Annotated in this window: 17 protein-coding genes and 1 riboswitch; of the genes, 6 read left to right on the top strand and 11 right to left on the bottom strand. The window is 71.1% G+C overall.

The features are described 5' to 3' along the window. Positions 1–153 precede the first annotated feature (153 nt). From GRX31_RS11545 to GRX31_RS11500, 10 genes are all read right to left on the bottom strand, one after another. On the bottom strand, positions 154–1,305 hold the full coding sequence (locus GRX31_RS11545; RefSeq protein WP_160852776.1) for an ATP-binding protein: 1,152 nt from the start codon (positions 1,303–1,305) through the stop codon (positions 154–156). Continuing rightward, positions 1,302–5,132: a cobaltochelatase subunit CobN gene (gene cobN, locus GRX31_RS11540; protein ID WP_160852774.1), complete on the bottom strand. Its 3,831-nt coding sequence runs from the start codon at positions 5,130–5,132 to the stop codon at positions 1,302–1,304. The genes GRX31_RS11545 and cobN overlap by 4 nt, the downstream gene beginning before the upstream one ends. 29 nt (positions 5,133–5,161) lie before the next feature. Further along, entirely contained in the window at positions 5,162–6,211 is a 1,050-nt protein-coding gene (cobW, locus tag GRX31_RS11535; RefSeq protein WP_160852772.1) for a cobalamin biosynthesis protein CobW, read from the bottom strand. 27 nt (positions 6,212–6,238) lie between these two features. Further along, entirely contained in the window at positions 6,239–7,261 is a 1,023-nt protein-coding gene (locus GRX31_RS11530) for an LLM class flavin-dependent oxidoreductase (protein ID WP_160852770.1), read from the bottom strand. 4 nt (positions 7,262–7,265) lie between these two features. Beyond that, positions 7,266–8,030 carry an ABC transporter ATP-binding protein gene (locus GRX31_RS11525; RefSeq protein WP_160852768.1) on the bottom strand — a complete coding sequence of 255 codons (765 nt, stop codon included), beginning with the start codon at positions 8,028–8,030 and terminating at the stop codon, positions 7,266–7,268. Then, complete coding sequence (locus GRX31_RS11520; RefSeq protein WP_160852766.1) at positions 8,027–9,049, bottom strand: FecCD family ABC transporter permease; 1,023 nt, start codon at positions 9,047–9,049, stop codon at positions 8,027–8,029. The genes GRX31_RS11525 and GRX31_RS11520 overlap by 4 nt, the downstream gene beginning before the upstream one ends. Further along, on the bottom strand, positions 9,046–9,987 hold the full coding sequence (locus GRX31_RS11515; protein WP_160852764.1) for an ABC transporter substrate-binding protein: 942 nt from the start codon (positions 9,985–9,987) through the stop codon (positions 9,046–9,048). Before GRX31_RS11515 ends, GRX31_RS11520 begins: the two co-directional genes overlap by 4 nt. A 10-nt stretch (positions 9,988–9,997) precedes the next feature. Beyond that, positions 9,998–12,229 (bottom strand): TonB-dependent receptor, encoded by a 2,232-nt coding sequence (locus GRX31_RS11510; RefSeq protein WP_160852762.1) that lies wholly within the window; start codon positions 12,227–12,229, stop codon positions 9,998–10,000. A 129-nt stretch (positions 12,230–12,358) separates the two neighbouring features. Then, positions 12,359–12,642: riboswitch (cobalamin riboswitch) on the bottom strand. 54 nt (positions 12,643–12,696) lie between these two features. Then, complete coding sequence (locus GRX31_RS11505) at positions 12,697–13,578, bottom strand: CHAD domain-containing protein (protein WP_160852760.1); 882 nt, start codon at positions 13,576–13,578, stop codon at positions 12,697–12,699. Between the two features lie 57 nt (positions 13,579–13,635). Continuing rightward, entirely contained in the window at positions 13,636–14,127 is a 492-nt protein-coding gene (locus GRX31_RS11500; RefSeq protein ID WP_016448791.1) for a YbaK/prolyl-tRNA synthetase associated domain-containing protein, read from the bottom strand. Between the two features lie 81 nt (positions 14,128–14,208). Here GRX31_RS11500 and GRX31_RS11495 point away from each other — a divergent pair, with 81 nt between their 5' ends. Continuing rightward, positions 14,209–14,850, top strand: a complete 642-nt coding sequence (locus GRX31_RS11495) for a helix-turn-helix transcriptional regulator (RefSeq protein WP_046985177.1) — start codon at positions 14,209–14,211, stop codon at positions 14,848–14,850. Between the two features lie 44 nt (positions 14,851–14,894). Continuing rightward, the gene (locus tag GRX31_RS11490; RefSeq protein WP_160852758.1) at positions 14,895–15,857 is read left to right on the top strand and encodes a threo-3-hydroxy-L-aspartate ammonia-lyase; all 963 of its coding nucleotides are present in this window, start codon (positions 14,895–14,897) and stop codon (positions 15,855–15,857) included. Positions 15,858–15,876: 19 nt separating this feature from the next. Here GRX31_RS11490 and GRX31_RS11485 read toward each other — a convergent pair whose 3' ends face one another. Beyond that, positions 15,877–16,611, bottom strand: a complete 735-nt coding sequence (locus GRX31_RS11485) for an NUDIX hydrolase (RefSeq protein WP_160852756.1) — start codon at positions 16,609–16,611, stop codon at positions 15,877–15,879. 88 nt (positions 16,612–16,699) lie between these two features. On the opposite strand from GRX31_RS11485, the gene GRX31_RS11480 reads away from it, so the two are divergent. From GRX31_RS11480 to GRX31_RS11465, 4 genes are read left to right on the top strand one after another with little or no spacing between them, the layout of a single operon-like run. Further along, on the top strand, positions 16,700–17,773 hold the full coding sequence (locus GRX31_RS11480; protein WP_034397141.1) for an SPFH domain-containing protein: 1,074 nt from the start codon (positions 16,700–16,702) through the stop codon (positions 17,771–17,773). Continuing rightward, entirely contained in the window at positions 17,760–18,692 is a 933-nt protein-coding gene (locus GRX31_RS11475) for a sugar kinase (protein ID WP_070080872.1), read from the top strand. The genes GRX31_RS11480 and GRX31_RS11475 overlap by 14 nt, the downstream gene beginning before the upstream one ends. A 56-nt stretch (positions 18,693–18,748) precedes the next feature. Further along, positions 18,749–19,333 (top strand): RNA 2'-phosphotransferase, encoded by a 585-nt coding sequence (locus tag GRX31_RS11470; RefSeq protein WP_160852754.1) that lies wholly within the window; start codon positions 18,749–18,751, stop codon positions 19,331–19,333. Then, entirely contained in the window at positions 19,311–19,922 is a 612-nt protein-coding gene (locus GRX31_RS11465) for an HAD family hydrolase (RefSeq protein ID WP_160852752.1), read from the top strand. The genes GRX31_RS11470 and GRX31_RS11465 overlap by 23 nt, the downstream gene beginning before the upstream one ends. The last annotated feature ends 4 nt before the right edge of the window (positions 19,923–19,926 follow it).

Raw genomic sequence — 19,926 nt, 5'->3', positions numbered from 1 at the left:
GCGCCAGCGCCTGGGCGCCGCGCGCGGCCAGCGTGCGCGGCCAGTCCCAGCTGCCGGTGGGCGGCCCGCCTTGCGCCTGGGCCAGCCGGGGCTGGCTGGCCGCCTGCTGGCCCGCCCTCGCATCCCTTGCCTGTGGCGCGGGGCCGCGAGGGCTCAGGCTTTTTTTGCGGCGGGCGCTCCGGGCTTTGCGGCCTCGCGGGCCAGCAACGAAGGCACGGCGACACGCAGCAGGCCCACGGGCTCGGGCGGCATGGCGCCCCAGTCGGCCTCGGAGGGTTGGCTGCCGCTTTCGCCGTTGGCCGTGGCCTGGTCAGGCGGCCGGCTTTGTGCCGGCGACTGCGAAGGCGGATTCGATGGCGCCTGCTGTGGGGATGGCTGCTGCGGCTGTGGCTGCTGCGGCTGCGGCGCCCCCGGCTTGCGGCGGTGCACCAGCACCAACTCGGCCACGGCCTGCACATGGTCGGGCGTGACCTCGGCATCGCCCAGCCAGGCGGCCCAGGCGCGTGCGGCACGCAGCAGCACCAGGTCGGCCCGCAGGCCATCCACCTGGGCGGCAATGCACAGCGCGCCTGCGGCCTGCAGCACCGCGTCGGACCAGGGCAGCGCGCCGGCCGGCTGCAGGCGCTCGCGTGCCGTGCGCAGCTGCGCGGCCAGCGCGGCCTGGGCGTCTGCATGGCGGGCGCGGAAGGCTGCGGGGTCGGCATCGAACAGCAGCCGCGCACGCACGATGGCCTGGCGCTGGGCCGCATCCTGCACATTGGCCAGGCGCACGCACAGGCCCAGGCGGTCCAGCAGCTGCGGGCGCAGCTGGCCTTCCTCGGGGTTCATGGTGCCCACCAGCACGAAGCGCGCCGCGTGGCGGTGCGAGATGCCGTCGCGCTCGACCACGTTGACGCCGCTGGCGGCGGCATCCAGCAGCACATCGACCAGGGCATCGGGCAGCAGGTTGATCTCGTCCACATAGAGCACGCCGCCATGGGCGCGCGCCAGCAGGCCGGGCGCGAATTTGAGCGCATGGCCGGCCATGGCCTGGCCCAGGTCCAGCGAGCCGGCCAGATGCTCCAGCGAGGCGCCCAGCGGCAGCGTGACGAAGGGCGCGGCATCGATGAGCTCGGCCAGCGCGCGCGCGGCCGTGGACTTGGCCGTGCCGCGCGGCCCCTCGATCAGCACGCCGCCCAGTTGCGGGTCGATGGCGGCCAGCAGCAGCGCCTGGCACAGCAGGGGCTGGCCGGCAATGGCGGCAAAGGGAAACAGCGGCGGCAGCGCGGGCGGGGCGCCGCTGCCCAGGTCAGGAGATGCGGTCATGCGCGCAATCCTTCGAGATGGTTTTCATGTTCCAGCAGCAGGTCTTCCAGCTGCTGGCGATAGTCGCCAGGCTGCTCCCACAGGCCGCGCTGCATGGCTTCGAGCAGGCGCTCCAGCATGTCGCGCAGGGCCTGCGGATTGTGCTGCACGAGAAAGTCGCGCGTGGCCGCGTCCAGCACATAGGCGTCGGCCACCAGGGCGTACTGGTGGTCGCCCACCTGCTGCGTGGTGGCGTCGAAGCCGAAGAGATAGTCCACCGTGGCCGCCATCTCGAAGGCGCCCTTGTAGCCATGGCGCTTGGCGCCGTCCATCCACTTGGGATTGGTGACGCGCGAGCGCACCACGCGCGCAATCTCCTCCTTGAGCGAGCGCACGCGCGGCTGGGCCGGGTTGGCATGGTCGCCGTGGTAGAGCGCGGGCTGGCGGCCCGAGAGGTGGCGCACGGCCGAGGCCATGCCGCCCTGGAACTGGAAGTAGTCGCCCGAGTCGAGGATGTCGTGCTCGCGGCTGTCCTGGTTGTGGGTCACCACGTCGAGCTCACCCAGGCGGCGGCGCAGCGCATCGCCTGCGGGCACGCCCTCGGCGTCCTGGCCGTAGGCATGCTGGCTCCAGCCCAGGTAGGCCTGGGCCAGGTCGGCATCGCCCTGCCAGTCGCCGCTCTGGAACAGTCCGCCCAGGCCCGATCCATAGTGGCCGGGCGGCGCGCCGAACACGCGCCAGCCGGCCTGCAGGCGGGCCTGCACGGCGTCCATGCCCTGCGCCTGCAGCTGCTCGGCCTCGGCCAGGATGCGCGCGCGTATGGGGTTGTCCTCGGCGTCCTCGTCCAGCGCGGCCACGGCCTGCACGGCCGCGTCGAACATCTGCACGGCGCCGGGGAAGGCATCGCGGAAGAAGCCCGAGATGCGCAGCGTCACATCCACGCGCGGCCGGCCCATGCCCACGCGCGGCACCACCTCGAAGTCCACCACGCGCTGGCTGCCGGGCGCCCATCTGGGGCGCACGCCGATCAGCGCAAAGGCCTGGGCGATGTCATCGCCGCCCGTGCGCATGGTGGCCGTGCCCCAGACCGACAGGCCCAGGGTGCGCGGGTACTCGCCATGCTCCTGCAGATAGCGCTCCAGCAGCCTGAGCGTGGCCTGCTGGCCCAGCTCCCAGGCGGCCTGGGTGGGAATGGCGCGCGTGTCCAGCGTGTAGAAATTGCGCCCCGTGGGCAGCACGTCGGGCCGCCCGCGCGAGGGCGATCCGCTGGGCCCGGGCGGCACGAAGCGGCCCTGCAGGCCGCGCAGCAGCTGGCGCAGTTCCTCGCCGCCGCAGGCATCCAGCGCGGGCGCCAGCACGGCATGCACCTGCGCCAGCGCGGCGCGCGTCTGCGGCCAGTCACCGGCCGGGGCCTCACCTTCCAGCAGTTGCTGCGCCAGCAGCTCCAGGCGCTCGCGCGTGTCGCCTTCATGGCGCCAGGGCTCGTCGCTCACGGCCTGCAGGGCGGCGGGGCGCGCGCCGGTCCAGGGGCGTGCGGGCTCCATGCGCAACGGGTCGAACCCGGGGCTGTCCAGCAGGTCGGCGGCCAGCGCCTGTATCAGGCCCTGGCCTTCGTCCGACGGGAAGCGCGCCAGCGCCAGCAGCGTGTCGCGGCGCTGGCGGCCCTGCGGCGAGGCGCCGAAGACATGCAGGCCGTCGCGGATCTGGGTTTCCTTGAGCTCGCACAGGTAGGCGTCTATGCGTTCGAGCACGGCATCGTCGTCCTGCGCGGCACCGGACGCCAGGTCCAGCTCCTGGTCCAGGTGCTGGCGGCGCACGATGTCCAGGATCTGGCGGCGCAGCAGCGCGCCGCGCCGCGCATCGACCAGCAGGGCGTCGTAGTACTCGTCCACCAGGCGCTCCAGATCCTGCAGCGGGCCGTGGTTTTCGGCGCGCGTCAGCGGCGGCATCAGGTGGTCGATGATCACGGCCTGGCTGCGGCGCTTGGCCTGGGCGCCTTCGCCGGGATCGTTGACGATGAAGGGGTACAGGTGCGGCAGCGGGCCCAGGATGGCATCGGGCCAGCACGCGCCCGACAGCGCCAGACTCTTGCCCGGCAGCCATTCGAGGTTGCCATGCTTGCCCACGTGGACCATGGCGTCCACGGCAAAGCGGTCGCGCAGCCAGAAGTAGAAGGCCAGGTAGCCGTGGGGCGGCACCAGCTCGGCATCGTGGTAGCTCGCATAGTCCTGCGCGCCCATGCCTTTACCGACCAATGCACGCGCCGGCTGTATGCCGACAAAGACATGGCCCAGGCGCAGGCCCGCGATCATGAAGCGGCCCTGGCGCAGCAGCGGGTCGGCCTCGGGCGCGCCCCAGCGCGCCGTGATGGCGTCGGCCATGCCGTCCGGCAGCGCGGCCAGGCGCGCCAGGTACTCGTCCAGCGCATAGCTTTGCCAGGCCGGGCGCAGCGGCCACTGGGCCGGGTCGTTGGCAATGCCCTGCTGCAGGGTGTGCATCAGCGCCTCGCCATCGGCGGGCAGCTGCGCGGGGTCGCCCAGCTCATGGCCTTCGGCCGCCAGGTGCTGCAGGATGGCGATCACCGAGGCCGGCGTATCCAGCCCCACGCCGCTGCCGATGCGGCCTTCGCTGCCCGGATAGTTGGCCAGCACCAGGGCCAGGCGCTTGTCGCGCGCGGGCAGGCTGCGCAGGCGGCACCAGCGCCAGGCCAGGTCGGCCACGAAGTCCACGCGGTCGGGCTCGGGCTGGTAGGCCACCACGTCGGCCTGGGTGAAGGCGCAGCGGTGGGACAGGCCCTTGAAGCTGATGGCGCGCGTGATGATGCGGCCATCCATCTCGGGCAGCACCACCTGCATGGCGATATCGCGCGGGCGCAGGCCCTGGCTGTCGGCCCACCAGTCCTCGCGGTTGCCGCCGCTGGCGATCACCTGCAGCACGGGCGCATCGCCGGCCAGGGCCGTGCCCGATTCCAGCGCCGAGAACGCCGTGGTGTTGAGCACCAGCTGCACGGCATGGTCTTCGCAGAGCTGGCGCAGGGTGGCCAGGCACAGCGGGTCCTTGAGCGAGTCCAGCGCCACGGGCAGCGGGTTCATGCCGCGCTGCTGCAGCGACAGGGCCATGGCGTCGAAGGCCGCCGTGTTGCCCGCCAGCAGGTGGGAGCGGTAGAACACCAGGGCCACCGTGGGCGCGCCCGGCGTCCAGGCGCGCTGCAGGTCGTCGATGCCGGCCACGTCATGGGCCTGGGCCTGGGCCTGGACCTGGGCATGGCTCCTGGCAGCGAACAGCGCCGGGGGAACGTGGACAGCCGCCTGCGGCAGGGTGCGCGGCGGCAGCGGCGCCTCGCCCCGGTCCAGCCCGTGGTAGACGGTGGCCTTGAGGAATTCGCGCGCATTGGCCGCGCCGCCCGAGCGCAGGTACTGCCACAGCTGGCGGCAGGCGGCGGCCGGCAGCGTGCTGCGCGCCAGCAGGTGCGGGTCTTCCTGCAGGTCACCCGAGAACATGGCCAGGCGCTGCCCCTTGCGGCGCGCCAGCGAGCCGATCTGCTCGATGCCGTAGGGCCAGGCCGATTCCGAGCCCAGGTGGTCCACGATGACCACGCGCGCATGGCGCAGCACCTCGTCCACATACAGGTCCAGCGAGGCCGGCTGGCGCAGGTACAGCAGATTGGCCAGCCGCACCGAGGGAAAGTCCGCCGACGCCCCGGCCAGCGCGGCCACGGCCGAGGACAGCAGGGCCAGCGTGGTGTCGGCCGAGCTCAGGATGACGATGTCGGCCGGCGTCTGGTCGAGGCGGGTGACGATGCTCTCGTCCTCGACAAAGCCGCCGGGGCGCGTGGACAGCAGGTGCATGGAACAGGTTTCAGTACGGAATCGGAAGGTCAGGCGGCCACATTCTCCAGGCCCTTGCGCAGCGCTGCTTCGTCAAGGTCTTGCCCGATGAACACCAGGCGCGTGCCGCGTGCCTCGCCCTCGCGCCAGGCGCGGTCGAAGTGGTGGTCGAAGCGGCGGCCCACGCCCTGCAGCAGCCAGCGCATGGGCTTGCCCGGAATGTCGGCAAAGCCCTTGACGCGCAGGATGCTGTGCTGCTCCACCAGCGTCTCCAGCGCAGCCAGCAGGCGGTCGCGGTCCACGGCGGGCAGGTCGATCACGTAGGAGTCGAAGTCGTCGTGGTCATGGTCCTCGTCGTGGTCGTGGTGGCTCACGCGCTGGTCGATGGTGGTCTCGGCCGCCTTGGCCAGGCCCAGCACCACGTCCAGCGGCAGGCGGCCCTGGGACGATTGCACGATCTTGACCTCGGGCGGCAGCTCCTCGCGCACCAGGGCGGTCACGCGCGCCAGGGCATCGGCATCGGCCAGGTCGGTCTTGTTGAGCACCACCAGGTCGGCCGCGCCCAGCTGGTCCTCGAAGAGTTCGTGCAGCGGCGATTCGTGGTCCAGGTTGGGGTCGGCGCGGCGCAGCTCGTCCACGGCCTGGGGATTGGCGGCGAACTGGCCGCTGGCGGCCGCCGGCGTATCCACCACGGTGACCACCGCGTCCACGGTGAACACGTTGGCGATCTCGGGCCACTGGAAGGCCTGGACCAGGGGCTTGGGCAGGGCCAGGCCCGAGGTCTCGATGATCACGGCGTCGATCTGGTCGCGGCGCTCGGCCAGCGCGCGCATCACGGGGAAGAACTCTTCCTGCACCGTGCAGCACATGCAGCCGTTGGCCAGCTCGTACAGCGCGCCTTCGCGCTCGTTGCCCTCGTCGTCGCAGCCGATGCCGCAGCCCTTGAGGATCTCGCCGTCGATGCCCAGCTCGCCGAACTCGTTGACGATGACGGCAATGCGCCGGCCGCCCGCGTTGTCCAGGATGTGGCGCAGCAGCGTGGTCTTGCCGCTGCCCAGGAAGCCGGTGACGATGGTGGCGGGAATCTTGGCGGTTTGCATGGAAGGTTCTCCAGAAAAAAGAGGAAGTCAGACGGTGGCGAAAGGCACGGCGCTGCGCAATGAAGGAAGAACCTCCTGCGCAAACAGCTCCATGCCGGCGAGGGCCTGGGCGTCGCTCCACAGGCCGTTGGCGTTGAAGACGCAGCGCAGCTGGCCAATGCCCGTGCGCTCGCGCAATGCGGTGATCTGCGCATGGCACTGCTCGGGCGTGCCATGGATGAATTGCTCGGCCAGCACGCGCGTCACATCGATGGGCAGCACCTGGTCGGCCGGCACGCCGCGCTTGCCCGCAAAGTACACGCGCCGCTGGTACAGCTGCGGCCACAGCGTGGCCAGCTGGGCCTGCACGGCGGCCTCGTCGGCACCGATGCAGACATAGCGCGCCAGCGATGAACGCGCACGCAGCGCGGCGGCATCGCGCCCGCGCTCCCGGGCAGCGGCCTCCAGGCGCTCCAGCTGCATGCCTTCGGGCGGCTCCAGGCTCAGCAGCAGGGGCAGATTCTGATCGACGGCAAAGCCCAGGGTCTCAGCCGTGGAGCCGGCCACATACAAGGGAGGATGCGGACGCTGCACGGTCGAAGGCAGGGCGGGCCGGTCCTCGAAGCTCCACGGCCCCTGCCCCGCCACGATGGGCTTGCCCGACAGCGCCTCCACCAGAATGCGGCAGGACTGCTCGAAGCGCTCGCGCGTGCTGTCAGCATCGATCTGCAGGGCGCGCAGCGCGGCCGGCTCCGTGCCCCGGCCCACGCCCACGTCGATGCGGCCCGCGCTTTGCAGGTCCAGCTGGGCAATCTCCTCGGCCAGCATCAGCGGATGGTGCAGCGGCAGCACCAGCACCGAGGTGCCCACGCGCAGCCGCTCGGTGCGCGCCAGCACGGCGGCGGCCAGCAGCAGGGGCGAGGGATAGGGCCAGGCGGTATCGGGCACGCGGAATTCGTTGAACCACACGCCCTGGAAACCCAGGCGCTCGGCGCGCTCGAACAGCGCCAGGAATTCACGGTGGTCGCCGCGCGTGGCGTCGCGCGTCCAGCCGGCCAGATCGATGCGCATGGGGTCAGTTCTCCTGTTTCAGCCGCGCGCGCAGCAAGGTTTGCGGGGGTGCGTCGATGCGCTCGAAATCCACGCCGAACACGGCATCCAGCCCCGGCGCATGCAGCAGCTCGGCAGGGTCCCCATCGAGCGCAATGCGCCCCTGGTCCAGCACGATGACGCGCCCGAAGTGCGCCAGCGCCAGGTCCAGGTCATGCATGACCACCAGCACCAGCCGCTCGCGCCCGCGCTGCGCCAGCGCCTGCACCAGGGCCAGGCGGTGGCGCACGTCCAGCGCGGCGCCGGGCTCGTCGGCCAGCAGCACGGGCGGGTCGGTGGCCAGCACGGTGGCCAGCAGGGCACGCGCCTGCTCGCCGCCGGACAGCGTGGACCAGCGCCTGCGCGCGAAATCCTGCAGCCCGGCGCCTGCAATGGCCGCCTCGACATCACCCCGGCCCGCCAGCCGCATGTGCATGAGCTCGGCCAGCGTCAGGTCCCAGTGCGGCGCAAAGCGCTGGGGCATGTAGCCCACGCGGCGTGCGCGCTCGGCCACGGGCAGGGTTGCAATGTCTTGCCCGTCCAGCAGCACGCTGCCGGATGCAGGCGCCTGCAGCCCCGCCAGCAGGGACAGCAGGCTGGACTTGCCCGCGCCATTGGGTCCGACCAGGGCCACGGCGCCGCAGGCGGGCAAATGCAGCGAGACGGCGTCCAGCACACTGCGGCCACGATGGCGCAGCGTGAGGGACCGGGCCTGCAGGCGCGGTGTGACGGAAGGGATGGCACCGTTCATGCGGACCTCAGCCTGCGCGCCAGCAGCACGATGAAGAAGGGCCCGCCGGCCACGGCCGTGACCAGACCCAACGGGATTTCGGCCGGCGGCAGCATGCTGCGCGCAATCGCATCGGCCAGCGTGACGATGATGGCGCCCGTGAGCGCCGACGCCGGCAGGGCTGCGCGGTGCAGCGGTCCCGCCATCCAGCGCGCGATGTGCGGCGCAGCCAGACCCACGAAGGCCACCAGCCCGCCATAGGCCACGGCCACGGCCACCACCAGCGAGCCGGCCAGCACGGCCAGCGGCGTGAAGCGCGCCACATCCAGGCCGAAGCCCTGGGCCGCATCCTGCCCCAGGCCCAGCAGGTCCAGCCCGCGCGCCAGCGCCATGGCACCGGCCAGGCAGGCCAGGGAGGCACCGGCCAGCAGGCCCAGGCCGCTCCACGACGGCGTCTGTATGCCGCCCAGCACCCAGCTGAGCACCACCTGCAGGCTCACCGTCTCATCGGACAGCGCCAGCATCAGGAACGAGCGCAGCGCGCCCAGCACGGCCGCCAGCGCCACGCCGGCCAGCAGCATGCCGGCCGCATCGGTGGCACCGGCCACGCGCGAGACGGCCAGCACCAGCACGGTCGAACCCCAGGCGCCCGCAAAGGCCAGCACGGGCAGCGTCCATGCCTGGGGCAGGCCGAACAATAGATGCATGGGAACCAGCAGGGCGACAGTCGCCCCCAGTGCCGCGCCGCCCGAGGCGCCCAGCAGATAGGGCTCGGCCAGCGGATTGCGGAACACGCCCTGGAAGATGGCGCCCGACAGGCCCAGCAGCGCGCCCACCAGGGCGGCTGCCAGCACGCGCGGCACGCGCCACTGCAGCAGCAGCCGGCTGCGCAGGCTGTCTTCGCCGCCCAGCGCGGCCAGCAGGTCGGCAGGGCTGGCCCACTGGTGGCCCGCGCAGGCGGCGATCAGCAGGCTGGCCAGCAGCAGCAGGACCGCACCGGCCCAGGGGCGCCACGCAGGTGGATGTGAAAGGGAATTCATGCGGCCTCCCCGGCCCAGGCCGCAGGGTGCAGCCAGCGCGAGAGCTTTTCCACGCCGCCGAAGGTGCGCGGCCCGGGAATCAGGAACTCGGCACGCGCCACCGTGGTGGCCCGGCCGCCGCGCACGGCACGCAGGTCGCGCCAGCCGCGCTGGCCGATCAGGTCCTGCATGGCCTCCTGCGTGCCCGCGAACAGCAGCACATCGGGGTCGGCGGCCAGCACGGCCTCGGGCGAGACCTGGGGCACGGTGCCCAGGCCGTCCAGCGCGAACGAAGCGCCCGCGCGCACCATGGCCTCGCCGGTATAGGTGCCAGGGCGTGCCGCCAGCAGCATGCCGTTGCCCAGCCGGCCCGTGACCATGAGCGCGCGCGGCCGGGGCTGGCCGGCCACCTGCCGGTCCACGCGCAGCAGCCGCGCCTCCTGCGCCAGGGCCAGCGCCTGGCCGCGCGCCTGCACGCCCGTGGCGCGGGCCACCAGGCGCAGGTTGTCCATCACCTCGGCCAGCGAGCGGCTGAGCAGCACCATCACCGGCACGCCGATGCGCTCCATGGGATCGACCAGCTGGTGCGCCGCCTGGCGCGCGGGCGTGACGATGACCAGGTCCGGCTGGCGCGCCACCACGGCGTCCACCGAGAACCCCAGCCGCCCGCCCACCTTGGGAATGCGCTCCACGCCCGGTGGAAAGCGCGTGAAATCCTCCACGCCCACCACGCGGTCCAGCAGGCCCAGCGCGGCCACCAGCTCGGTATTGGAGGCAAAGATGGAGACGATGCGCTGCGGCGGCGCGGCAATCTCCACGCGCCGGCCCAGCGCATCCTGCAGCACCACCGGACCGCCTGCAGCGACGGTGTCGGCCCAGGCCGCGGGCAGGCCGCAGGCCAGGGCCGCTGCCGCGCCCTGGCGCAGCAACTGGCGGCGCGTGGTGCTGGATTGCCTCATGCCATGGTCCTCAAAACTCTGCTTGCAGGCCGACCATGAGTTCGCGGCCCGCCATCGACGTTCCGCAGCCGCCGTTCTGGTACGCCGGGTTGGCGATGCAGGGCGCACGGTCCAGCGCGATGAAGATGGGGTGGCGGTTCAGGTCGAACAGGTTGTTCACGGCCGCGAACAGCTTGACGCCCGGCGACACGCGGTAGTCGGCACGCAGGTTCCAGATGGTGAAGGCGCCCTTGCGGTGGATGAAGGTGCTGCGGGGCTCGCCCTGCGGGATGAGCAGCGACTCTTCCGTGTCGTACCACATGGGACCGCGCAGCAGCGTGGACAGCTGCAGGCTCCAGTCGCCCTGCAGCCGCCCGCTGCCGCGCCCGTAGCGCACGCCGGCCGAGGCCTCGTAGCGGTACATGCGCTGCACCTTGTCGGTATTGGCCGACGCCGGCGATCCCTTGTCCCGCATGCTGAAGTGGTAGTAGCCGCCAGCCCAGGCCTTGAGCTGGTGGCCCGTCAGGTTCAGCGCCCGCGCCAGGTCCATGTCGGCCTGCATTTCCAGGCCGCGCGCCACGATGTCGGCCGCGTTGTTGGCGTAGTCCGAGGTATTGGTCGTGGCCCCGCGCGAGACGGTGATGATGCGGTCGCTGATGGTGTTCTGGAACAGGGCCGCATCCACGCGCCAGCCGGGCTGCTGCAGCGCGGCGCCGACCTCGATCTGGCGGCTGGTCTCGGGCTTGAGGTTGGGGTTGCCGAAGGTGCGGCCACCGCCGACGGCCGTGAAGTCCGAGGCCAGCTCCGTGGCCGTGGGCGCGCGAAAGCCCGTGGAGGCCGCAGCGCGCAGCGTGAGCCGGTCCGTGGCCTTCCAGGTGGCGCCGGCCGACCAGGTGTGGTTGTCGTAGTCGCGCGTGCTGGCCTGGGCCAGGGCCAGGTTGGGCGTCTCGTCGAAGCGTGTCGTGCCCCAGGTCTTGCGCAGGCCGGCGCGCAGGGTCAGGCGGTCGTCGAACAGGGTCTGCGCGTCCTCGACGTACAGCGCGTGCACCTGCTCGGTCTGGTTGTTGTCGTAGGGCGCAACCTGGCCCGCCGGGCCGCCCGGCATGGCCACGCGCAGGCGGTCGGAGCGCAGCTTGCTGCGCTCCCAGTCGAAGCCCATCAGCAGGTCATTGGTCTGGCTGACACGCAGGCGCGGCTGAAAGCGCAGGCCCGTGGCGTCCAGCTGGCGGTGGTTGTAGTCGCGCGCCGTGCCGGGCACGGCGCTGTTGCCCGAGCGGATCACGGGCGATGCCCAGTTGAACTCATCGGTATCGACCAGGCTGTAGAGGTGGGTCGTCCAGCTCAGGCGCTGGCCGGGCAGTGCGCCCTCGTAGGTCAGGTCCAGCGAGCGGTTGCTGCGGTTGTCTCGGCTGTAGATGTTGGCGCCCGATCCGCGAAAGCCCGCGTTGTAGATGCCGTCCGTGCGCAGCTGCAGCTCCACGCGGTGCAGCTCGTGCAGCTGCCAGCCCAGGGCGCCGCTGGCGCCGCGCCGCTTCCAGCCCGTGTTCTCCATGCGCGTGCCGCCATCGCCCGACTCGTAGTCGCCGCGCCCGCCTGCGCTCACGCCGAAGTACCAGTCGAAGCGGTCATTGGCGCCGGCCGTCTGCGCATCGGTGCGCCACAGGTCCCACGAGCCGGCCTGGACCTGGGCACGCGTGCCGGGCGCCGTAGCCCCCGTCTTCATGATGATGTTGACCACCCCGCCCATGGCCTGGCTGCCGTAGATCACCGAGGACGGGCCGCGCACGATCTCGATGCGCTCCACATCCGAGGGGCTGAGCTTGGACAGGTTGGCCGTGCCCGCGCGCCGGCCGTTGACCAGCACCAGCACCTGGCTGCGGAAGTCGCGCCCCTGGCCGTCGGTGGAGGCGCCGCGCAGGTTCATCGAGGTCTGGGCCGCCGTCCATTCGCTGAGAAAGCCCACGGCGTTCTCGGCCAGCAGGTCGGTGACCGAGCGCGCGCTGGAGCGCTCTATGGCCTCGCGGTCGATGGTCTGCGTGGTGCCCGCGATGCGGCTGCGCGCCTCGGGCCGCGCCGTGGCGGTCACGAAGACGGCGTCCAGCGCATCGTCGGCGGGTGCACCGGCTTTGCCGGCCGCCGGTTCCTGTGCGGCGCCGGCCGCCGCGGCGCAGCAGGCCAGCACGGCCGCAGCGGTGGCCGGGCGCAGGAAGGGAGGAAGGGGAAAGGGGCCGGAACAATCGGCGGCCAAAGAAGCGAAGCGCATGCGTTGAATCCAACTGCCCCAGTCACCCGTGGGGCCTATCGTCTGAACCACGCCGCACGGCGCGCACGCCGGAGCCGGCCACGGCAGCGCAGGCTGGGGCCGGACCGGACAGGCGCACTCCCGCGGCGTCCGAAAGCAATGCAGAAGGCCGGTATCCGGGCTTGCGGAACGCTGCGGCGCGCATCGTGGGCGCGCTGCAGCAGGCATCCCCGCCTTCCCATGTCCGTCCAGACACAGTGGCTTGCGGCGCGCAACCGGTGGGTGGCGCGCCAGCGTGGGGAGTTGTATTCCGCTGACCGTTGCGGGGGCAGCGCAGGCATTGCGAGCGGCCACCTCGATGGCATCGCGCACCTGCTTCCCGTTGAACCCCTGGCCGGCAAGCGGCATGGGGCACCTTCAGCAACAGCGCACCGCCACGGCCCAGGGGCTGCGGCGGTGCGCCAGCGGCGGATTATCGCTGATGCGGTCTAGGCCCAGAAGCCCGGCACGTGGGCCAGCGCACGCAGCGCGCGGCGGCTGCTGCGCGCGCTGGTGGCCAGGCGGGCCTGCAGGTAGCCGGCGGCAAACCAGGCGCGCGGATCCGTGCCGGCCTGGTCACGAAAAAGCGCGGCCGCCACGGCCATGTCGTTGTGCAGGCCCAGCGCGTCCTGGGCGGGCACCAGCGCCTCGGCAAAGCGCCGGCCCTTTTTGCCGGGCCACATTCCGGGCGCGAATTCCCGCGCGAAGTCCGCCAGGTAGCGCAGGCGCTTGAGCCGCTTGCGCACGCGGTGCTGCTGCGCCAGCGGCAGGCGGTCGAACTGCCGGCCGTCGCGCAGCACCTGGCGGTGCAGGCGCGCCAGCCGCCGTGCCAGGTACTTGCGCGTGCCTGCGGCGGACAGGCTGACCAGGCCGGGCTGCCGCTTGCCTGCAGGCGCCTGCGCCAGCGCATGGATCTCGGCCAGCGTTTGCAGGAACTGCAGCTCGCGGACCGCAGCGGCCGCGTCCGCGTCGGCCTGCCCGGCATCCGGCACGGCCCATTCGCACAAGGGCGCATCGGCGTCCTGCAGCAGCGGCCGCACCACGTCGGCCAGGGTGCCGGCATCGCGCAGCGTGCCCAGGCGCGCAAAGGCCAGGGCCAGCGGGGCATCCCATTCGGCGCGCATGCCGGGCGCCAGCCCTGCGCATTCGCGCAGCAGGGTGCGCAGGCGCCGCAGGGCCACGCGCAGCTGGTGGATGCGTTCGGCCTCGCCGCTGCCGGCGTCCACGGCATCCATATGCGACTGCACCTGGGCCAGTGCGGCAGCCAGCGTCGCACGCACAAAGCCGGCCGCATCGGGCCGGTCGGGGAACTGCCTGGCAGGGGTGGTCATGGTCAGGAGAGGATGTGCGGGCGTTGCTGCGATTGTGGGCACCGCCCGGCCCCCGGGTCAATCGGCGCCATCCCCGCTCAGGCTGTGCAGCGCGGGCCGGGCAATGCGCACATAGTCGGCCGAGTCCAGCACGATGGAGCGGTCCAGCCGGCCCGCATTGAAGGCGATCTCGGCAAAGCGCTCCACCAGTGCCGGGTCCACCACCAGGCGCACCTGCGGGTTGAAGGAGAACGGCGGCACCGATCCCATCACGCAGCCGGTGGCGGCCTGGGCCTCCTCGGGCGAGGCCAGCGTGGCCTTGCGCACGCCCACGGCCTGGGCCAGGCGCTTGAAGTCCAGCTTGCGGTCGCCGGGCAGCACGGCCAGGAACAGCTGGGGATCGCCCGCACCGGCCGCATCGCGGCTCTTGCAGAGCATGGCCTTGGCGCCCTGGCCGGGGGCGGTGCCCCGGATTTCGGCGACGAGGTCGGAGCGGCCCTCGGCAGGGTGCTCGATCACGCGAAAGCGCGCGTCCTGGGATTGCAGCAGGTGAACAAGGGTGTCGAACATGGCAGGGAGCACAAGAAACGGACAAGGAGGCAGGTCGCCTGGGTTTTGACATTTTGTCCAATTCAAAACAAAATGTCCAATATGACACAACGCACTCCCGAGCAGCGCCAACTGCTGGAACAGGTGGCCAAGATCGCCGAAGGCCTGGGCCAGACCCTTGCCCCGTTCTGCGAGGTGGTGGTGCATGACCTGCTCGACCCGTCCCATGCGGTGCTGGCCATCCACAACAATCTCTCGGGCCGCGAGGTCGGCCAGGGCGCGACGGAGCTGGGCCTGGCCCGCATCCAGGACCCCGGCTACGAGCAGGTCATCGCCAACTACCCCAACCAGTTCGCCGATGGCCGCCAGGCCAAGAGCACGTCCATCGGCATCCGCGACTCCGAGGGCCGCTACATCGCCGCCCTGTGCATGAATGTGGACCTGACGATGTTCCAGGGCTTCCAGAGCATGCTCAACCGCTTTGCCGCCGTCAGCGGCGACACGCCGGCCCGCGAAATGCTGGCGCCCATGGGCGCCGGGGCCGGTGCCGACGCGGTGCGCGCCCGCATCGACCAGTTCGCGGCGCGCCTGGCGACCACGCCGCGCGCCCTCAAGCCCGAGGAGCGGCGCGCCCTGGTCCGTGAACTCAAGGGCGACGGCCTGCTGGACCTTCGCCGCTCCATGGAGACCATTGCCGCCCACCTGGGCGTGTCGCGCGCCACGGTCTACAGCTACGCCAAGTAGCTCCCGGCACCCCGCCGATCAGCAACCCCTTCTCTCCCGTACCGATGACAAGCCTTCCCACCTATGACGACGTGGCCGCAGCGGCCCAACGCATCCAGGGCCATGCCCACCGCACGCCCGTGCTCACCTCGCGCACGCTGGACGAGGCGCTGGGCGCCCGCGTCTTCCTGAAGTGCGAGAACCTGCAGCGCATGGGCGCCTTCAAGTTCCGTGGTGCGTTCAACGCCCTGTCTCGCTTCAGCCCGGCGCAGCGCAAGGCCGGCGTGGTGGCGTTTTCCTCGGGCAACCACGCCCAGGCCATTGCACTGGCTGCCAGGCTGCTGGAGATTCCCGCCACCATCGTCATGCCGCATGACGCGCCCGCCGCCAAGGTGGCGGCCACCAAGGGCTATGGCGGCCAGGTGGTGGTCTACGACCGCTATACCGAAGACCGCGAGCAGATCGGCCGCGACCTGGCCGAGCGCCACGGCCTGACCCTGATCCCGCCCTACGACCATGCCGACGTGCTGGCCGGCCAGGGCACGGCCGCCAAGGAACTGTTGGAGGAAACCGGCCCGCTCGACGCCCTCTTCGTGCCGCTGGGCGGCGGTGGCCTGTTGTCGGGCACCGCCCTGTCCACACGCGCGCTCAGCCCCGGCTGCGCCCTCTACGGCGTGGAGCCCGAGGCCAGCAACGACGGCCAGCAGTCGCTGCGCGCAGGCCGCATCGTCCACATAGACACCCCCAAGACCATTGCCGACGGCGCCCAGACCCAGCACCTGGGCGGCATCACCTTCCCCATCATCCAGCGCGACGTGACCGACATCCTCACCGCCAGCGATGCCGAGCTGGTCGATGCCATGGGCTTCCTGGCCACGCGCATGAAGCTCGTGGTCGAGCCCACCGGCTGCCTGGGCCTGGCCGCCGCGCGCCAGAAAGGCGAGGAGCTGCGCGGCCGGCGCGTGGGCATCATCCTGAGCGGCGGCAATGTGGACATGCAGCGCTTTTGCAGCCTGCTGGGCGCCTGATCCTGATCGAAGGTCGCCCTCACCCCCGCGGGCTGAAGGTGCGCGGAAACACCACGGGCGCGCTGCGGTCGGCCAGGCAGTAGCCCATGGCGGGGCGGCGTGACGTGCCCTCCACCTGGCCGGCCTCCACCAGAAAGCCGGCCGCCATCATGCGCGTGCGAAAACCGCTCTTGTCCACGGGGCGGCCCAGCACCACTTCGTAGGCCTGCTGCAGCTGCGGCAGCGTGAAAGGCTCGGGCAGCAGAAAGGCCGGCAGCGAGGTGTATTCCACCTTGCCCCGCAGCCGCTCCACCGCTGCGCGCAGGATCTCGCCGTGGTCGAAGGCCAGCGCAGGCGCGCGCAGCAGTTCATCGACGGCAAACCACGACACATCGGCCGCATTCGCGCCCTTGGCCAGGATCAGGTCATGGCCCGGGATCAGCGCGAAATACACATGCGTGGCCGACCAGCCACGCGGGTCGCGCGCCGCGCCGCCCCAGCTTCCCAGTTGCTCCAGGTAGGGGCTGTCCACGCCCGTCTTGTCCAGCAGCTTGCGCCGCGCGCAGGCCAGCAGGTCTGCGTCCTGGCGCACATCCACAAAGCCGCCGGGCAGCGCCCACAGCCCCGGGAACGGCTCGCTGCCCGCCGTGGGGCGCTGCACCAGCAGCACCTGCAGGGCATCGTCGGCCACCGTGAAGATGACCACGTCCACCGTGGTGAACGGGCGCGGGAAGTCCAGCGCGCCCTGCGGGGATGGGGAATTTTTTTCAGCCATGGGATGGATTGTGCTTGACGTGCCTGATTTTAAGTTGCACTATGCAACCCACACGAGTTGTACAGAACAACTTAAAAGGAGAAGCACCATGTTCGGCATCCGTTTCATCAAGTCCCAACCCACGGTCCACCTCATGCAGTTCCGCGCCGGCAAGGTGGTGCGCGAGGGTGCGGGCCAGTCCTTCTTCTACTACGCCCCCACCACCACCCTGGTCGCGGTGCCCGTGGGCAGCCAGGACTGCCACTTCATGCTGGAGCTGGTGACGGCCGACTTCCAGAGCGTCACCGTGCAGGGCCAGGTCACCTACCGCATCAGCACACCGCGCCAGACCGCCACGCTGATGGACTTCTCCCTGGCACGCGACGGCCAGAAATACATGTCCGAAGACCCGCAGCGCCTGGGCGACCGCGTGACCATGCAGGCCGAGGTCATCATCCAGCAGGCCGTGCAGGCGCTGGAGCTCAAGCAGGCGCTGCGCTCCTCGGCACTCATTGCGCGCACGGCCCAGCAGGAGCTGGCCGCCCAGCCCGAGATCGAGGCGCTGGGGCTGGAGATCCTGGGCGTCTCGGTCATGGCCGTCAAACCCACGCCCGACATCGCCCGCGCCCTGGAGGCCGAGGCGCGCGAGTCCAACCTCAAGGCTGCGGACGACGCCGTCTATGCCCGCCGCATGGCTGCCGTGGAAAACGAGCGCGCCATCCGCCAGAACGAGCTCGATACCGATGTGGCCGTGGAAAAGAAAAAGCGCCAGATCCGCGAGGCCCAGCTGGAAGCCAAGGCCGCCCAGATGCGCAAGGAAAACGAGCTGCGCGCCGAACAGATGTCCGCCGACGTGGCGCTGGAGACCAGCCGCCGCGACTTCGTCGAAGGCCAGGCCGCCAACAGCCGCACCCTGGCCGAGGCCGAGGCCTACCGCGTGGGCGCCGTCATGCAGGCCCTGGAAAAGGCCGATCCGCGCATCGTGCAATCGCTGGCCGCCGTGGGCATGCAGCCGGGCCAGCTCATCGCCCAGGCCTTTGGCGGCATTGCCGAGAAGGCCGAGCGCATCGGCCAGCTCAACGTCTCGCCCGAGCTGCTGCAGTCGCTCATGGGCGCCGGTGCAGGCCATGCAGCTGCCGTGGCCGATCCCGAACCCGCAAGGAGCCGCCGTGAACGCCAATGAACGCAAGACCGTGCTGGTGGTGCGGCGCACGCGGCTCGATGAGCTGGTGGCCAGGTACCACACGCTGTCCCAGGCGCGCTTCTACATCGAGCACCTGGGTGCCGACTTCGGCGACTACCTGCGCGAAAGCGCCGCCTACGCCGCCGCCCTGCAGGCCGTGGTGCAGGCCCTGGAGGCACGCGGCCGCTACCAGATCGTGGACCGCGCCCTGGTGCCCAACTTCGTCTTCGGCGCCGACGACATCGTGGTGGCGCTGGGCCAGGACGGCATGGTGGCCAACACCATGAAATACCTGGACGGCCAGCCGCTCATCGGCGTCAACCCCGAGCCCGCGCGCTGGGACGGCCTGCTGCTGCCCTTCGCCCCCGCCGACCTGGCCGCCCTGCTGGGCGACGTGGCCGCCAACCGCCGCCCCACGCGCGCCGTCACGCTGGCCGAAGCACGCCTGAGCGACGGCCAGGTGCTGCGCGCCGCCAACGACCTGTTCATCGGCCCGCGCAGCCATACCTCCGCCCTGTACGACATCGCGCTGGGTGACCGGCACGAATCCCAGTCGTCCTCCGGCCTCATCGTCGCCACGGGGCTGGGCTCGTCTGCATGGATCAAGAGCATCGTCACGGGATCGATGGGCATTGCCCGCGCCGTGCGCGGCGCATCCACCGACTTCGACTACCAGCCCTTCGCCTGGGATGCGCCACGCCTGGACTTCGCCGTGCGCGAGCCCTTTCCCAGCCGCTCTTCCACGGCCGAGCTGGTCTACGGCCAGGTCACCGCCGGCCAGCCGCTGACCCTGCGCTCGCGCATGCCCGACCATGGCGTCATCTTCTCGGACGGCATGGAGGCCGACTACCTGCAGTTCACGGCGGGCATGCAGGCCACCATCGGCCTGTCGGACCGGCAGGGCTGCCTGGTGGTGTGAAGCCCGAAGCACGGACAATCATCGACACAACAAGAAAATCCATGGAAATGGACCGTATGAACAACAAGAACACACTGACATCGACCAGCAAATTCATGAGCCTGGTCCTGCGCCACAACCCCGGCCGCGCCGGGCTCGCCCTCGACGCCCAGGGCTGGGTCTCCATAGACGCATTGCTGCGCGGCGCCCAGGCGGCCGGCCGCAACATCTCGCCCGCACTGCTGATGGAGGTGGTGCAAAGCTGCCCCAAGCAGCGCTTTGCCATCAGCGCCGACGGCCTGCGCATCCGCGCCAGCCAGGGGCATTCCGTGCAGATCGACCTGGGCCTGCAGGCCAGCGTGCCGCCGCAGCGCCTCTACCATGGCACGGCCACGCGCTTTCTGGACTCCATCCTGCGCACCGGCCTGGACCGGCGCAACCGCCACCACGTGCACCTGACCGACAACCTGGCCACGGCCCGCTCCGTGGGCCAGCGCTATGGCCGGTTGGTGCTGCTGGAGATCGATGCGGCGCGCATGCATGCCGATGCCTGCCCGTTCTACCGCTCGGACAACGGCGTCTGGCTCACGGACAGCGTGGCACCGCACTACCTGCGCGTGCGAGCCGAAGAGGAACACGATGAAACCCATCATTGCCCTTGACGCCGATGGCGTGCTGCTGGACTACAACCGCGCCTATGCCGGTGCCTGGGAGCGCGCGTTCGGCCAGCGCCCCGCCGAGGCCGACCCCCATGCCTACTGGGCCATGGACCGCTGGGCCGTGCAGGCGCTGGACGGCGAGCGCCTGCAACAGTTCAGGGCCTGCATGGACGATGCCTTCTGGCGCAGCATTCCCGCGCTGGGCAATGCCTTGCAGGCCTGCCACGACCTGCAGGGCGCCGGCTACGAACTGGTCTGCGTGACGGCCCTGGCGGCGCGCTTCGAACAGGCCCGCCTGGGCAACCTGCGCGACCTCGGCTTTCCCATCGACCGCGTGATCGCCACGGGCCGGACCACCGGCGTGCGCAGCCCCAAGGCAGACGCCCTGCAGCGGCTCGGCCCGGTCGCCTTCGTGGACGACTATCTGCCCTACCTCCGGGACATTGGCCCGGGCATTCACGCGGCCCTGGTGTGCCGTGGCCCGAACGGCACGCCCAACACCGGGCCGGACCTGGTCCACGCCCACTCGCAGCACGCAGACCTGATGGCCTTCAGCCAGTGGTGGCTGCAGCAAGCTCCATCGCATTCCTGAAACG

Origin of the sequence: Delftia sp. CH05, from assembly GCF_009827015.1 — a bacterium.
Classification (GTDB): Bacteria; Pseudomonadota; Gammaproteobacteria; order Burkholderiales; family Burkholderiaceae_C; genus Comamonas; species Comamonas tsuruhatensis.
The sequence above is the reverse complement of the archived record's forward strand: the minus strand, read 5'-3'. Positions and strand labels throughout refer to the sequence as shown.

Excerpts from the sequence above, each read along its gene's own strand:
- GRX31_RS11545 (WP_160852776.1), bottom strand. The coding sequence starts at position 1,305 with ATGACCGCATCTCCTGACCTGGGCAGCGGCGCCCCGCCCGCGCTGCCG.
- cobN (WP_160852774.1), bottom strand. The coding sequence starts at position 5,132 with ATGCACCTGCTGTCCACGCGCCCCGGCGGCTTTGTCGAGGACGAGAGC.
- cobW (WP_160852772.1), bottom strand. The coding sequence starts at position 6,211 with ATGCAAACCGCCAAGATTCCCGCCACCATCGTCACCGGCTTCCTGGGC.
- GRX31_RS11530 (WP_160852770.1), bottom strand. The coding sequence starts at position 7,261 with ATGCGCATCGATCTGGCCGGCTGGACGCGCGACGCCACGCGCGGCGAC.
- GRX31_RS11525 (WP_160852768.1), bottom strand. The coding sequence starts at position 8,030 with ATGAACGGTGCCATCCCTTCCGTCACACCGCGCCTGCAGGCCCGGTCC.
- GRX31_RS11520 (WP_160852766.1), bottom strand. The coding sequence starts at position 9,049 with ATGAATTCCCTTTCACATCCACCTGCGTGGCGCCCCTGGGCCGGTGCG.
- GRX31_RS11515 (WP_160852764.1), bottom strand. The coding sequence starts at position 9,987 with ATGAGGCAATCCAGCACCACGCGCCGCCAGTTGCTGCGCCAGGGCGCG.
- GRX31_RS11510 (WP_160852762.1), bottom strand. The coding sequence starts at position 12,229 with ATGCGCTTCGCTTCTTTGGCCGCCGATTGTTCCGGCCCCTTTCCCCTT.
- GRX31_RS11505 (WP_160852760.1), bottom strand. The coding sequence starts at position 13,578 with ATGACCACCCCTGCCAGGCAGTTCCCCGACCGGCCCGATGCGGCCGGC.
- GRX31_RS11500 (WP_016448791.1), bottom strand. The coding sequence starts at position 14,127 with ATGTTCGACACCCTTGTTCACCTGCTGCAATCCCAGGACGCGCGCTTT.
- GRX31_RS11495 (WP_046985177.1), top strand. The coding sequence starts at position 14,209 with ATGACACAACGCACTCCCGAGCAGCGCCAACTGCTGGAACAGGTGGCC.
- GRX31_RS11490 (WP_160852758.1), top strand. The coding sequence starts at position 14,895 with ATGACAAGCCTTCCCACCTATGACGACGTGGCCGCAGCGGCCCAACGC.
- GRX31_RS11485 (WP_160852756.1), bottom strand. The coding sequence starts at position 16,611 with ATGGCTGAAAAAAATTCCCCATCCCCGCAGGGCGCGCTGGACTTCCCG.
- GRX31_RS11480 (WP_034397141.1), top strand. The coding sequence starts at position 16,700 with ATGTTCGGCATCCGTTTCATCAAGTCCCAACCCACGGTCCACCTCATG.
- GRX31_RS11470 (WP_160852754.1), top strand. The coding sequence starts at position 18,749 with ATGAACAACAAGAACACACTGACATCGACCAGCAAATTCATGAGCCTG.
- GRX31_RS11465 (WP_160852752.1), top strand. The coding sequence starts at position 19,311 with ATGAAACCCATCATTGCCCTTGACGCCGATGGCGTGCTGCTGGACTAC.